Annotated in this window: 13 protein-coding genes; 8 read left to right on the top strand and 5 right to left on the bottom strand. The window is 40.4% G+C overall.

Annotated features, from left to right (window positions below; genetic code table 11):
- Positions 1 to 2 precede the first annotated feature (2 nt).
- The 5 genes from I2F89_RS10985 to I2F89_RS10965 all read left to right on the top strand — a co-directional run bounded on the left by I2F89_RS10985 (position 3) and on the right by I2F89_RS10965 (position 5,541).
- Complete coding sequence (locus tag I2F89_RS10985; RefSeq protein WP_074801364.1) at positions 3 to 1,292, top strand: glycoside hydrolase family 125 protein; 1,290 nt, start codon at positions 3 to 5, stop codon at positions 1,290 to 1,292.
- Between the two features lie 14 nt (positions 1,293 to 1,306).
- Positions 1,307 to 3,988 (top strand): alpha-mannosidase, encoded by a 2,682-nt coding sequence (locus I2F89_RS10980; protein WP_161642650.1) that lies wholly within the window; start codon positions 1,307 to 1,309, stop codon positions 3,986 to 3,988.
- A 3-nt stretch (positions 3,989 to 3,991) separates the two neighbouring features.
- Positions 3,992 to 4,864 (top strand): ROK family protein, encoded by an 873-nt coding sequence (locus I2F89_RS10975; protein WP_142433562.1) that lies wholly within the window; start codon positions 3,992 to 3,994, stop codon positions 4,862 to 4,864.
- 184 nt (positions 4,865 to 5,048) lie between these two features.
- A complete protein-coding gene (gene relB / locus I2F89_RS10970; protein ID WP_019723047.1) occupies positions 5,049 to 5,282 on the top strand; it encodes a type II toxin-antitoxin system RelB family antitoxin in 234 nt (77 codons plus the stop codon).
- The gene (locus I2F89_RS10965; RefSeq protein ID WP_161642648.1) at positions 5,272 to 5,541 is read left to right on the top strand and encodes a type II toxin-antitoxin system RelE family toxin; all 270 of its coding nucleotides are present in this window, start codon (positions 5,272 to 5,274) and stop codon (positions 5,539 to 5,541) included. Before relB ends, I2F89_RS10965 begins: the two co-directional genes overlap by 11 nt.
- 42 nt (positions 5,542 to 5,583) lie before the next feature.
- On the opposite strand, the gene I2F89_RS10960 is transcribed toward I2F89_RS10965, so the two are convergent.
- On the bottom strand, positions 5,584 to 6,045 hold the full coding sequence (locus I2F89_RS10960) for a GyrI-like domain-containing protein (RefSeq protein WP_142433563.1): 462 nt from the start codon (positions 6,043 to 6,045) through the stop codon (positions 5,584 to 5,586).
- A gap of 161 nt (positions 6,046 to 6,206) precedes the next feature.
- Entirely contained in the window at positions 6,207 to 7,061 is an 855-nt protein-coding gene (locus I2F89_RS10955) for an RluA family pseudouridine synthase (RefSeq protein ID WP_195514325.1), read from the bottom strand.
- A gap of 209 nt (positions 7,062 to 7,270) precedes the next feature.
- Between I2F89_RS10955 and I2F89_RS10950 the strand changes: the two genes are divergently transcribed.
- The 3 genes from I2F89_RS10950 (at position 7,271) to I2F89_RS10940 (ending at position 10,558) form a co-directional block, all read left to right on the top strand.
- Positions 7,271 to 9,445, top strand: a complete 2,175-nt coding sequence (locus I2F89_RS10950; RefSeq protein ID WP_074801345.1) for a PBP1A family penicillin-binding protein — start codon at positions 7,271 to 7,273, stop codon at positions 9,443 to 9,445.
- A 67-nt stretch (positions 9,446 to 9,512) separates the two neighbouring features.
- Positions 9,513 to 9,854 (top strand): YlbF family regulator, encoded by a 342-nt coding sequence (locus tag I2F89_RS10945; RefSeq protein ID WP_010734167.1) that lies wholly within the window; start codon positions 9,513 to 9,515, stop codon positions 9,852 to 9,854.
- Between the two features lie 173 nt (positions 9,855 to 10,027).
- Positions 10,028 to 10,558 (top strand): hypothetical protein, encoded by a 531-nt coding sequence (locus I2F89_RS10940; protein WP_195514324.1) that lies wholly within the window; start codon positions 10,028 to 10,030, stop codon positions 10,556 to 10,558.
- A gap of 234 nt (positions 10,559 to 10,792) precedes the next feature.
- Here the strand turns inward: I2F89_RS10940 and I2F89_RS10935 are convergent, their stop codons facing one another.
- The 3 genes from I2F89_RS10935 to I2F89_RS10925 are packed head-to-tail and all read right to left on the bottom strand — an operon-like array spanning position 10,793 to position 14,436.
- Positions 10,793 to 11,479 (bottom strand): rhamnogalacturonan acetylesterase, encoded by a 687-nt coding sequence (locus I2F89_RS10935; protein WP_195514323.1) that lies wholly within the window; start codon positions 11,477 to 11,479, stop codon positions 10,793 to 10,795.
- Positions 11,480 to 11,481: 2 nt separating this feature from the next.
- Positions 11,482 to 12,885 (bottom strand): glucuronate isomerase, encoded by a 1,404-nt coding sequence (gene uxaC, locus I2F89_RS10930; protein WP_071867552.1) that lies wholly within the window; start codon positions 12,883 to 12,885, stop codon positions 11,482 to 11,484.
- 45 nt (positions 12,886 to 12,930) lie between these two features.
- Positions 12,931 to 14,436 (bottom strand): UxaA family hydrolase, encoded by a 1,506-nt coding sequence (locus tag I2F89_RS10925; RefSeq protein ID WP_195514322.1) that lies wholly within the window; start codon positions 14,434 to 14,436, stop codon positions 12,931 to 12,933.
- Between the last annotated feature and the right edge of the window lie 4 nt (positions 14,437 to 14,440).

The following is a 14,440-nucleotide window of genomic DNA, read 5'->3' as shown; positions in this document are numbered from 1 at the left end:
ATATGGCTTATAAAGATATACCTAATTCAGTGAAGCGATTTATGGATGACATGATACAAAAATGTGGAGAAGAGCATGCAGATTGGGCTAAGAATTTTTCTTCTGCCTTTGCGAATACGTTATTGACCACAGTCAAAAGGCAAGAGGATGGGACAACTTTTCTACTCACAGGAGATATCCCTGCAATGTGGTTACGTGATTCCACCGCGCAGGTTCGTCCTTATTTAGTGATTGCGAAAGAGGATGAAGATTTAGCTGACATGATCAGTGGGTTAGTCAAAAAGCAATTTTACTATATCACGATCGATCCATATGCAAATGCGTTCAATGAACAAGCAAATGGCGCAGGGCATCAAACCGATCACACTCAAATGAACGATTGGATCTGGGAAAGAAAATATGAAATCGATTCTTTATGCTACCCTGTTCAACTAGCTTATTTACTTTACAAGAATACCGGACGTACAGATCAATTTGACCACTCATTTATTGAGGGAATAAAAAAAATCTTAGAAGTTTTCCAAGTAGAACAAGACCATCGACAATCGCCTTACACCTTTACAAGAGACACCACAAGAAAAGAAGATACGTTAGTCAACGAGGGACGTGGATCGGCGATTGCGCCCACGGGTATGACTTGGTCAGGATTTCGTCCGAGCGATGATGCCTGTCAATATGGCTACCTTGTCCCATCCAATATGTTTGCTGTAGTTATTCTAGGATATGTGGAAGAGATTTTTACCTCAATTCTTGAAGACCAAGAAATCGTTGCAAAAGCAAACGACTTAAAAACAGCCATCCAAGAGGGGATTGCCACCTATGGAAAAATCGAAAATCAACAAGGTGAAACGATTTATGCGTATGAAGTAGACGGCTTAGGGAATGCCTCATTAATGGACGATAGCAATGTGCCTAATTTGATTTCAGCACCTTATTTGGGTTATTGCTCCAGTACAGATGAACACTATATAAATACGCGAAACACTTTGTTAAGTGAAGAGAATCCTTACTATTATGAAGGGAAGTATGCAAAAGGAATTGGTTCTTCGCATACGCCCGAGAATTATATTTGGCCAATCGCCCTAGCGATGGAAGGAATGACGACAGAAGACAAACAAGAAAAAGAACGAATCCTTGACTTACTAGTAGCGACCGATGCAGGGACACACTTGATGCACGAAGGTTTTGATGTGGACAACCCGCAAAACTATACAAGAGAGTGGTTTTCTTGGGCAAACATGATGTTTTGTGAGTTAGTCATGGATTACTTTGATATCCGAGTGGAAAAATAAGGAGGAGAATAGATATGAATAAAAAAGTGTATATCATTTCTCATAGCCATTGGGATCGTGAGTGGTACATGGCATATGAGCAACATCACATGCGATTAGTGGAGTTAATGGATGATTTGTTGGAGCTGTTTGAAACCGATCCAGACTTCAACAGCTTTCATTTAGATGGACAAACCATTATTTTAGATGACTATCTACAAGTACGTCCTGAAAAAAGAGAAGCAATCCAACAAGCCATCGATGCAGGGAAATTACGGATTGGACCATTTTATATTTTACAGGATGATTTTTTAATTAGCTCAGAGTCAAATGTTCGGAATATGTTGATCGGTATGGAAGAAAGTCGCAAATGGGGAACGCCGGTCATGCTAGGTTATTTCCCTGATACCTTTGGCAATATGGGACAAACGCCACAAATGATGAAGCAAGTAGGACTAGAAGCTGCTGCGTTTGGTCGTGGGGTGAAACCGATTGGCTTTGATAATCAAGTACTAGAAGCTGAGAACTATTCGTCACAATATTCTGAGATGTGGTGGAAAGGTCCTGATCAAACGGAGATCTTTGGGTTATTGTTTGCCAACTGGTACAGTAATGGGAATGAGATTCCAGCTGAGAAAGAGGCTGCGATTCGTTTTTGGGATCAGAAGTTAGCAGATGCCGAGCAATATGCGTCAACGGACCATTTACTGATGATGAATGGGGTGGATCACCAGCCTGTACAAAAAGATATAACAAAAGCAATTCGATTAGCCAATGAATTGTATCCTGAATATGAATTTATTCATTCCAACTTTACGGATTATTTAGCAACTGTACAACAGGATCTTCCTCAGGATCTTGGCGCAGTTGAAGGAGAATTGACGAGTCAAGAAACCGATGGCTGGTATACGTTAGCCAATACAGCTTCTGCGAGAGTTTATCTCAAACAGTGGAACACAAAAGTACAGCGTCAACTTGAAAATGTCACAGAACCTTTAGCAACGATGGCGTATGAAGTGACAGGAAAGTATCCCCACGATCAATTAGATTATGCTTGGAAAACACTGATGCAAAACCATCCTCATGATAGCATTTGCGGATGCTCAGTTGACTCCGTACATCGAGAAATGATCCCGCGTTTTGAAAAAGCCAATGAAGTGGGGAGATTTTTAGCACAAGAAGCATTGGATCAACTGGCAACAGCTATTGATACCAGTGGATTTTCGAAGGAAAGTTATCCTTTTGTCGTTTTTAATACCGCTGGAATGCCCAAAACAGGGTCAGCCGTAATCACTTTAGAGTTGGAACGAAAACGATTTGCAGAAGGGATTCCAGAGGAGCTATATCAAGAATTGGCGGAGCAACCTAAGAAATACTACCATGTGGAAACGTCTGACAAAAAACAGATCCCAGCTTTGGTTTCTGAAGAAGTTGTATCATTTGGCTATGATTTACCGAAAGATCGCTTTAGGGTTCCGTATATGGCAAGAAATGTCACGATTGAACTGCCAATTGATGAAATGCCCGCATTTTCTTGGGAAACATTCGCTTTAGTTGAAGGAGTTGCGGATGAAAAACAAGAGTCGATGATTACTCAAGCAGGACGTTGTATTGAAAATCAATTCGTACATGTATCCATTGAACAAAATGGGACATTGACCTTATTGGATAAAACGACCGGGCAAGAATTTGAAGAGTTATTGACATTTGAAGACGTCGGTGACATCGGTAACGAATATATCTTCAAGCAACCAGAGAATGAAAAAGCGATTCTTTCAAAAGACCAACCGACAAGTACTGTTGAGATCATCAAGGATACATCTGAAATCGCTCAAATCAAGCTAACTCAAACCATTGACATCCCTATTTCTGCAGATGCTCGGTTAGAAAAAGAGCAACAAATGGTACGAGAGTTCCGCTTTAGACAAGCCCAACGCGCAAAAGAAACAAAGCCACTGACAATCACAACACTGATTACGTTGCGTGTAGAGAGCAAAAAGATCGATTTTAAAACAACTATCGACAATCAGATGAAAGATCATCGCTTACGTGTCTTATTCCCGACGAAGTTACATGTGGAACAACACGAAGCAGATAGTATTTTTGAAGTCGCAGCTCGTCCAAATCAAGTCTCTGCAAGTTGGGAGAACCCGACCAATCCCCAGCATCAACATGCCTTTGTCCAATTAGGGGATGAAAGCCAAGGGATAACGATTGGTAATTTTGGTTTGAATGAATATGAAATCTTGGATGGAAAAACTATTGCGGTGACATTACTGCGTTGCGTCGGTGAGATGGGCGACTGGGGTTATTTCCCGACACCGGAGGCACAGTGTTTAGGTGTTCACCAATTCGATTACAGTTTAGAGGTTCACTCCGGAAAAGATAAATTTGACACATACAAACATGCTTATGCAGCTCAAATTCCATTTTCGACAAAGCAATTGTCCAATCAAGTAGGCAAACTATCACCGAAAAAACAATATTTATCAATCGAAGGGGAAACGTTTGCAATTACTGCTTTGAAACGAAGCAAACTTAATGATAAACTAGTAGCGAGAGGATTCAATATGTCTAGTCATTTAGAATCGTTACATTTGATGAAAAATGGCAAAAAAGGCAAACGGTTGAATCTCCTTGAAGAAGAATGTCAAGAGACGATTGACGAAATGCTCCAGCCTTATGAGATTCGGACAGTCGGCTTTGAGGAGGAATAATTGATGTATGGTGGAATAGAAGCAGGTGGAACAAAATTTATTTGTGCAGTATCAAATCAGGGAGAAATCATTGAAAAAATCAGTGTACCGACAACTTTACCAGAGGAAACGTTGGCGTTAGTATTTGATTTCTTTGATCGTTTTGAATTAGAAGCAATTGGAATCGGTTCCTTTGGCCCCATCGGTATTGATCCAACCAATGAGCGTTATGGCTATGTCTTAGCTACGCCTAAACAAGGATGGCGAGATTTTGATTTCTTAGGAAGCATCAAACAACGATACGACGTTCCTTTGGCATGGACAACCGACGTCAATGCTGCGGCATATGGCGAATTGTTGAAAGGGGCGGCGCAAGGTAAAAATAGTTGCATCTATTTGACTGTCGGCACAGGTATTGGTGGCGGAGTCGTGTTGAATAGCGATATCCTTTCTGGTAGTGCGCATCCGGAAATGGGACACATCATGGTCAAACGTCATCCAGAAGACAACTACGAAGGAACTTGCCCTTTCCATAAAGACTGTTTAGAAGGATTAGCTGCTGGACCATCAATCGAAGCACGTACAGGAATCAAAGGACAAAATTTACCTGAGGATCATCCTGTCTGGGATATCCAAGCATATTATCTTGCCCAAGCATTAGTCAATTATACATTGACATTAGCGCCAGAAAAAATCATTTTAGGTGGTGGTGTCATGAATCAAGCACACTTACTACAAAAAGTGAGAGAACAATTTATGACATTGATGGCTGGTTACATGGAAACACCGCCAGTAGATGAGTATATTGTTCAATGGGGCATGCCGAATGAAAGTGGGATCATTGGAAGCCTACTGTTAGCGGAAAAGGCACATCGAGAAGCAGATGAATTTGCATAAATCTAAGAAGAAAATAGCGACTTTTAATTTTTAGATGGAAAATTGAATAAAAATAGGTATAGAGAACGACTGTCATTATTGGTAGCCGTTCTTTTTTATTCTATATGTTACGTACTAACGTTGTGTTGACAAAAGAATGTATTTTTAGTACGATGTTGTTACAAATTAGAGGGAGGGGTAGATTATGGGACAATCCACAATTACATTTAGAATTCCAGATGATGAAAAAGAACTAGTAGCAGAATATGCTAAAGCACATAACTCATCATTGACGGAACTTTACAGGACGTCAGTACTTGATAAAATCGAAGATGAGATTGATTTAAAATTATTAAAAGATGCAATGGCACTTTCTAAAAAGAAAAAAGAGAAGGGGATTTCTCAGTCTGACATGGAGAAGTTGTTAGATGAAGTATAAAGTTATCTATATGCCTCAAGCGCAGAAACAGTTAAGAAAGATGGATCGAAATCAGGCAAGAATAATTGTTGCTTGGATTAGAAAAAATTTGGAAGGAACCAGCACCCCTCGACAACACGGTAAAGGATTGACGGGAAATCGAGATGGTGAGTGGCGGTACCGCATTGGGAATTATCGCATACTAGCAAATATAATTGACTCTGAAATTATAATTGAAATATTTGCTATTGGTCATAGAAGTATTATTTACAAGAAATAATCGTTGCAAATGAGACTGGTTTGGAGCAACATGAATCCGAACTTAATTGATTGGAAAAACAACTTGTGTCAATAATTGGTCTTCCGGTGTATCAAGCGGATTACTTAGATAGTAATCATAATAAACGCCTGTACTTTCCAAATGATTTTCTTGGAGATAAACCAGCATTGCCTCGTATGTTGCCTCAAGTGTGGCGTAAGAATCTTGATGTGTGGCGATAACGGCTTTTCCACCATACGTTTGACTCATATACACCTCATCACTTGCAGAAATAGCTGTATTGATAGGAATCCCTAACTCAATGTCAAAGACGGTAAAGTCTTCGTTGCTATTCAGATAAGCACAGTAGGAGGCGCTAATCAGTTGGGCACCTTGTTGGGCAACAGCTTGCATCAATTTTTCATAGCCAGTATCTATTGCAGCGGTCATGTTCTCCATAGTAACAGCAGTCGCTTTGGTTGCTACAGCAATTTGTGACGAAAGGTTAGTTCTTTCAATATTCATATGAATGATTTCCTTGATGTTTTATATACATATAATGTAAGTGAAACATATAGATGCTTACTGTCGATTTATATTTTTTGATAGAAATAGGAAAAAACTGAGAATCGGGACCGTATTAAGTTCCCAAATCTCAGCTTTTTTTTATGACTATTTTCAAGTGTTTACCATAATCCCGGCAATGCTCGTGCAATGATTTTTTCTTGTGTAAATGGATGGGTCATATGGAGTTCCAACGCATGGAGCATCAAACGTTTCGCTGACTTCGTTTGATAGAGCGGGTCACCAACAATGGGGTGGCCTTGATGCGCTAAGTGTACGCGGATTTGATGCGTCCTCCCTGTATCTAGGACACAATAGACCTTTGTTTTATCTGCCGAAACTTCGGCGACTTGGACATGTGTGCTGGCTGGTTGCCCATTTCTTGGATCGACCACTCGTTTGCGACGATCATGACGATCTCTGCCGATTTTGTCTGTGATTGTTACATCTTGAGAAATTTTACCCCAGACAACGGCTTGATAACGGCGGTAGATTTTTTTCTGTTCCAACATTCTACCTAAAATAGGCAAAATAAAAGGATTTTTAGCGAATAGAACAGCCCCGCTTGTTTCTTTGTCTAATCGGTGAACGACATATGGACGTTGGTTTTTTTGAGCTAAGTAAGCAGCCAGATGATTCAATAACGTATTCGTTTCCGTCGGTTCATTCGGATGCGTTTTGATACCGACTGGTTTATTAACAATGATCAAGTGCTCGCCCTCGTACAACACGCTGACTTTTGTTGCTTCCCCCAATTGAACATCTTGGTAACTATAGTCAGTTTCCTCAAAGTGCAAAGTGATCTGGTCCCCAGCTTTTGCTTCGTGATGGAATAAAACAGGTTCGCGATTCACTAAGACGTTTTTACGTATACGCAAAAAGTGACGGACTTTTCTTGGTACAAGCCACTCGTTTTCTAGTAATTCTCGAATCGTCATCGTTGGATGAGATTCAGGTAACGTGATCGTGATGTCCACATGCTCACACCTTTCATTGAAATTCAGATTCATTGTAACATTTTTAACAGATATTTAAGAAAAAAATGGAAAATTTCTGTCATTTCATATGCTAAACTATCCACATTGTGAATAAACAAAGCGTACACCTACATCTCAAGCAGGACGTCACGCATAATTAGTTATGTTAAAATGAGAAGAATGAGATCAATAGACAGGAGAAGAAGTGAATGGATTTTCAGAGCATGCTAGGAAGAATAAAAACTGCGCTCATCAGTTTTTGGCGATGGATTAAGCCTTACCTTGGACAATTCCATCGCTGGCGCAAGCGCATTTGGAAAAAATATCATATCAACAAGTTGATTTTACTGATCGGACTGATCTTCGTATTGATCACGAGTATTTATCTATTTGTATTAGCAAAACAAGCGAATGTTGAAACACTGAAATCTGGTTTGAGTCAATCGACCGTGATCTATGATAAAAATAATGAAGAGGCTGGGACGTTGTATGCGCAAAAAGGGTCTTATGTGGAGTTAGATGCGATTTCTCCATTGATCCAAGATGCCGTTATTTCAACCGAAGACCGGAATTTTTATCAACATCCTGGTTTTGATATCAAAGGGATTGCCAGAGCAGCAGTAAGGATGATTACATCTGGTGGTACAGGCGGGGGTGGCGGAAGTACAATTACCCAACAGTTAGCCAAAAATGCGTATCTTACACTAGATCAAACGTTTGACCGAAAAGCAAAAGAACTTTTTCTAGCGATTGAGATCGAGAAGAAGTACAGCAAAGAAGAAATTTTAACGATGTATCTGAACAATGCCTATTTTGGTAATGGGGTTTGGGGCGTGCAAGATGCCTCTAGACGCTATTTCGGAGTGGATGCTAACAATGTCACTCTGTCTGAAGCTGCTACGTTAGCGGGGATGCTAAAGGGGCCTGGTATCTACAACCCAATCGATCATCCGGGAAATGCCAATAATCGGAAAAACACAGTGCTAAGTGTGATGGCAGAAAATGGTAAAATCAGTGAAGAACAAGCAACTGCTGAGTCTCAAACGGACATCACGCACTATTTGAATGATACGTATACTGGTTCGGAGTCTGGTTATCGTTATCCTTATTATTTTGATGCAGTGATTGATGAAGCTGTTAGTGAATATGGCTTAGATGAAGCAGATGTCATGAATAAAGGCTATAAAATCTATACGTCATTGAATCAGAATTATCAGCAACAACTAGAAGCGACTTATCAAAATGATGCGTTATTCCCTCCAAATGCGACAGATGGTGCCATGGTCCAATCAGGTTCAGTTGCACTAGATCCGAAAACAGGCGGGGTTGCAGCGCTCGTTGGTCGACGTGGGGAACATGTCTTTAGAGGATTCAACTTTGCGACGCAGATGAAACGTTCACCTGGTTCATCGATCAAACCGCTTAGTGTGTTTGCTCCCGCATTAGAAGCTGGCTATACACCGTCAAGTATTCTTGAAGATAAACCACAATCTTATTATGATGCACATAACTTTGATGGGACCTATCAAGGGGAAGTACCGATGTATCAAGCGGTTGCTCAAAGCTTGAATTTACCAGCTGTGTGGTTACTTCATGAGATCGGTCTTCAAAAAGGCTTTGATAAGACAAAAGAATTTGGCTTACCTTTAGCTGATTCAGACAAGTATTATGGGTTAGCGTTAGGTGGTTTGAAAAATGGGGTATCTCCTATGACTATGGCGGGGGCTTATGGTTCATTTGCCAATAATGGGAAGATGTATACACCGCATTTGATCACCAAGATCGTTGACTCTACTGGAGCAGTCATCGTTGATAATACCAACAGTAAACCAAAGCAGGTCATTTCCGAAGAAACGGCGAACCAAATGACCAGCATGTTACTAGGTACGTTCTCAAATGGAACGGGTGTTGCAGCGAATCCATATGGTTATACGGTGGCAGGAAAAACAGGAACGACAGAAACCAATTTTGATGCAACAAAAGCGAATGACCAATGGATTGTTGGATATACCCCAGATGTAGTCATCTCTACTTGGTTGGGATTTGAAGAAACGAGTGAACTTCACTACTTAGAAGGTACAAGTGGCAATGTGGTGGGGAAAGTCTTCAAATCGGCAGCAGAAGGCATCTTGCCTTACACTGAGCAAACAAGATTCAATGTTGCGGATGCCTATGCTACCGGTGGTCAAGTCGTCCCAGCAGATCAAGTACCAGATAATTCACAAACCAATGAAGAGAATCAGGGGAACTGGCAAGACAATTTAGATCGTTATGGCGAACAAGCGAAAGACGGTCTAAGGAATTTTGGTGATATGCTGAGAGAAGGCGTACAAGGTATCGGTGATGCAACACGAGATCTATGGCGTCGATTCCAGGGAGAGTAGGCACTTTGAAAACGAATCACCTCATGTTACAATAGAGTTTATTAAATAGAAGAAAAGAGGCCTCCGTATGTCAAATATTTATGATAGTGCAAATCAAATCGAACGTGAGATTCGTGAACTAAAAGAATTCAAAGAGCTAGAAGAAGCTTATGCAAAAGTAAAAGCGAATGAAGAAGCACATCAACTATTCAAAGATTTCCAAGCAATGCAAATCGAATTACAAGAAAAACAAATGAGCGGACAAGAATTCAGCGATGAAGATGCTGCCAGAGCCCAAGAAATGGCAATGAAAATCCAAACAGAAGAAGTTATCAATGACTTGATGCAAAAAGAACAAGGATTCAGCACGATCATCAATGATTTGAACCGTATCATCATGACACCAGTACGCGACTTGTACAGCGAATAGTCATCAGCAAAATAACTCTCTGGCATGAAATCTCTAAAGGATTTCATGCCAGTTTTTTTTATAAAAAACAATTTTTTCTTTCAGGAGAAAAAGTGATGGACAGGCAAGGATCATCCTTTGTTATCATTAAGTTGCAGAAAGACACCAATAAACAAATGAGAGGATGTGAACCTATGCGAAAAAAAATGGCAATTGAAATTAACGCACCTATTAAAGAATTGAATGTTACAAAACCTTTTGACTTAGCCCTTTTCAATCAATTTATTCTACATAAACGAACAAAAGAGTTACTACAGACACTAAAAAAAATGAAACATCAACTTGTCGAAGATTCATGGGCCTATGATAAACATTTTCGTTGGGTATCCACAAAAACGCATTTCGAGCATTATCAAAACAGTTTGATTTGGGCAGAAAAACTGGATCGAGTCATTTACCAGCGGTTAACAGAAAAACAAAAGAACCACACGCCTTTTTCTCTTCTTTCGCTCATGATAACTCATCGTTATATCCACGAATATGCACGTTATACGGTGAAAGACCAACGAATGATCTTTCAAGAAATCCGCCAAAGTCCACAAATAGAAAATAAAGATCTTTTTATGTTTGAAAAATTAAAAGAGGGTGTCAGCTTGGCAATTACGTCTAGAAGGCCTTCGCTAGCGGAAAAAACAAAGAATAACAATCAAACACAAAGTCTTTGATTGTGTCGGTGAGTCATAATTTAATAGACTGAATGAGGTCGGGACAGAAGTGTTTAGCCTCGAGAAATAAGGCGCCATCCACGAAAATTGTTTTTTAAATTTTTGTGGGTGGCGCCTTATTTTTCGAAGAGGTTACTTCTGTTCCCGCCGTTTATTCGGTTTTAGGGGGGCGAGAGTCCTAATGTCTCAGACACGCTTTGTCTGGGGAAAATTGTAAATTCTTTGAATCGAGTTTTAGATAGAAGAGGTTTCAAGGTAATTTACTAATGAAAAATCTGTTTCTTTTAGTAGTTCAACGACGAGTTGAGCGACTAAAGCAGCGCCTTCTGGACTAAAATGGGTGTTGTCACAAAGGCCTGAGGGATAATTTTCATAAGTATCAACTGGTAAATGCAAGTAGAATTTTTTTGTTTCTTCTTGCGTATACTGTTGAAGAGTAGTTTGTGATCGAGTAAAAACATCCAAAATGGGATAGTTATTTTTTTCTGCGAATTGCCTCATTGCGTTTGGATATTCTCCTAAGCAGTTCGGATCTAATTCCCCATTTTTTAAGTAAAGGCGTCGTGTGACAGGGGTCAAGAAAATTGGCTGTACATTTAAGGATAAGGCTGTTTGCGCATAGATATCAAGTGCCTCCAGATACCCACCAAATGGTTCTGTTCCTTTTGCTTCAGTGATTTTTTGGTCGTTGTGGCCAAACTGGATCAGTAAAAAGTCTCCCGCTTGAAATTCTTCTTTCAAGCAAGTGAATCGTCCTTCTTCAATGAATGATTTTGAACTACGGCCATTTTTTGCTCGGTTGTTTATCCGAATCTTAGGTTGGAAGTATTTACCGAGGACTTCTCCCCAGCCGGTCTCTGGTCGAGCAGTCATGTTTTTGATTGAAGCAGTGGAATCGCCTGCGATATGGATCGTTTGCATAGTCACTTTTCTTCCTCAAAGAAACCGAAATAGTTTCGCGCATTTGTATAACAGATATCTTCCACTAAGGTTCCTAAAAGATGGATGTCTTCGGGCGCTTCGCCTCGTTCCACGATTTCACCGATCAGCTCACAGAGAACACGTCGGAAATACTCGTGTCGTGTATAAGAGAGAAAACTGCGAGAATCCGTCAACATACCGACGAAATTTCCTAAAACACCGCTATCAGCAAGTTGTGTCATCTGTTCACGCATGCCTGCTCGGGTATCGTTATACCACCAACCAGAACCGAGTTGGAGTTTTCCAGCCGTTTCCTTTTGAAAGCTACCCATCAGAGCAAGCAGTAAGGGATAATCATTTGGATTGAGCGAATAAAGGATGGTCTTCGGTAATTGATTGTTTTTCTCGGCATGATCCAGCAATTGTTGCAGGTGGCTGGTTAGTGGTTGATCGTTGATCCCGTCGTAACCAGTATCTGGCCCTAAGCGTGTGAATGCTTGGGTATTGCAGTTACGATAAGCATGGAGATGCAACTGCATCGTCCAACCATGCGCATGATACAGAGGGATCAGCCGGTTGAGTGTTTCTGTTCGATAAGCATCAATTTCTGTCTGTGTCAGTGTTTCTTTTGCCAATGCTTTCTGGAAAATCTGTTCAAGTTCTTTTTCAGAAGCTTTGTGATAGGACAAGCGATCTAATCCATGATCCGATAGGCGACAGCCATGCAGGTGGAAATAGTCGATCCTTTGACTCAATGCGGTGATCAAAGAAGTGTAATCAGCGATTGGTTTGCCAATTACGTGAGACAATTTTGACAACCATTCAGAAAATCCCTCGTGGGTGAGATTTAATGCAGCATCTGGTCGAAACGCTGGTAATACTGTGAGATCAGGTTCTTCTTTTGCCAATAATTCGTGATAGACTAACTCGTCAATGGGATCATCTGTTGTGCAAATGACAGTCACCTTCGCATTTTTCGCAATCTCTCGTCGACGAAACGCTGGTTCAGCTAACCGTTTATTTGCTTGTTCCCAGATATTAAGAGCATTTTCTTCATTGATCAGTAAATCGATTTGGAAGAAACGTTTCAATTCAAGATGTGTCCAAGTATACAAAGGATTGCCTATGATTTTCGGCACCGTTTGACACCAAGCGTAAAATTTTTCGTAATCTGAGGCGTGACCAGTGATTTTTTCTTCTGGAACACCACAGGCTCGCATCAAACGCCATTTGTAATGATCGCCACTCAACCAGGCTTCTGTCAAATTAGTGAAAGGTTTGTTCTCATAAATTTCTTTTGGTGATAGATGACAGTGATAGTCGATGATCGGCATTTTTTCAGCAGATGAATGGTACAGTTTTTTTGACCATTGATTGGTTAATAAAAAATCATCAGATAAAAACATTTACTTCACTTCTTTCAATTTCAGATTGGGTAGTGATAAGAAAAATCAAAGTGTGACACCATTTTTAAAAATAGCTAGTTCTCTTACATCGTTGGCTTCGTTTTTTGTCTCTTCTCCGCTCGCAACACGGATGATTTTATCGATAAATAAAGGTAAGACCTCTGCCATGGATTGAGTCAACAATTCACCAGCATCAAAGTCCATCCAATGTTGTTTTCGTTCGAATAAAGGTGTATTGGTTGATACTTTTAGCGTGGGAACGTAAGAACCAAAAGGTGTTCCTCTGCCTGTGGTGAACAAGACGAGTTGACAATCAGCAGAAGCTAACGCAGATGCGGCAACAAGGTCATTACCAGGTGCCTCCAGTAAACTCAGCCCAGTTTTACGTACTTTTTCACCATAAGCTAACACATCGACTACCGTTGAATTTCCTGCTTTTTGGGTGCAACCAAGTGACTTGTCTTCTAAGGTAGAGATACCACCTGCTTTGTTTCCGGGAGAAGGATTTTCATAGACTGGTTCATTATAAGAGAGAAAATATTGTTTGAAATCATTGATCAATCGAACGATCGATTCAAAGACTGCTTGATTTTCTGCTCGTGCCATCAGAACTTGTTCGGCACCAAACATTTCGGGCACTTCCGTCAAGATCGTGCTACCACCTTGTGAAATCAAATAGTCAGAAAAGGCACCTAGCAATGGATTTGCAGTAATCCCTGACAACCCATCTGAACCACCGCATTTTAGCCCAATCGTTAGTTTATCCAGAGGAACAGGAACACGGAAATCTCTTCGTGCGATTTCTGCTAATTCTTCAAGCAAAGAGACGCCATGTCCTATTTCATCAGTGACATCTTGGGCAGTTAAAAATTTTACTCGTTGTTTGTTATATTTATTTAAACTAGCCTTTAATTCTTGTATCGTATTATTCTCACAACCTAATCCAAATACAAGCACACCGCCAGCATTCGGATGATGGATCGCATCAGCTAGAATCTTTTTCGTATTCTCATGATCCTTGCTTAATTGAGAACAACCATAAGGATGTTTTAAAATCGTGAGATGATCAAAAGGATTGTCATCTGCATGTCGTTTTTTATATTCTTGGATGATCAATTCAGCGATTCCATTGACACAGCCAACGGTTGGAACGATAAAGAGATCATTGCGAATCCCAGCTTGTCCGTCTTCACGAAGATAGCCTTGAAAGGTGCGATTTTCTTGTGGATAGACGATGGGGCATGATTTTGGTTGGTATTGGTAGCTTTCCTCACCAGAAAGATTTGTTTTGATATTATGCGTATGTATCCATTGTCCTGCTTTGACATCCGTCAAGAGATGACCAATCGGATAGCCATACTTGATCACATCAGCCCCTGCGCTCAAATCAGACAAAGCAATTTTATGACCTAAGGGGATTTCTTCAAAGGTAGTTAATGTAACATCATCGAAGCGAAGTGTTGTATTCGTTGGAATCGTGGTAGTAGCTACGACAACGCTGTCCTGTGGGTGTAATTGGATGATTCGAGTGGAGAAATCTGGATCAGTCATGTTT

This window comes from Enterococcus sp. 1001283B150225_161107_E12 (assembly GCF_015556925.1).
GTDB classification, from domain to species: Bacteria; Bacillota; Bacilli; order Lactobacillales; family Enterococcaceae; genus Enterococcus_B; species Enterococcus_B mundtii.
This window is presented reverse-complemented; position numbering and strand designations above follow the sequence as displayed.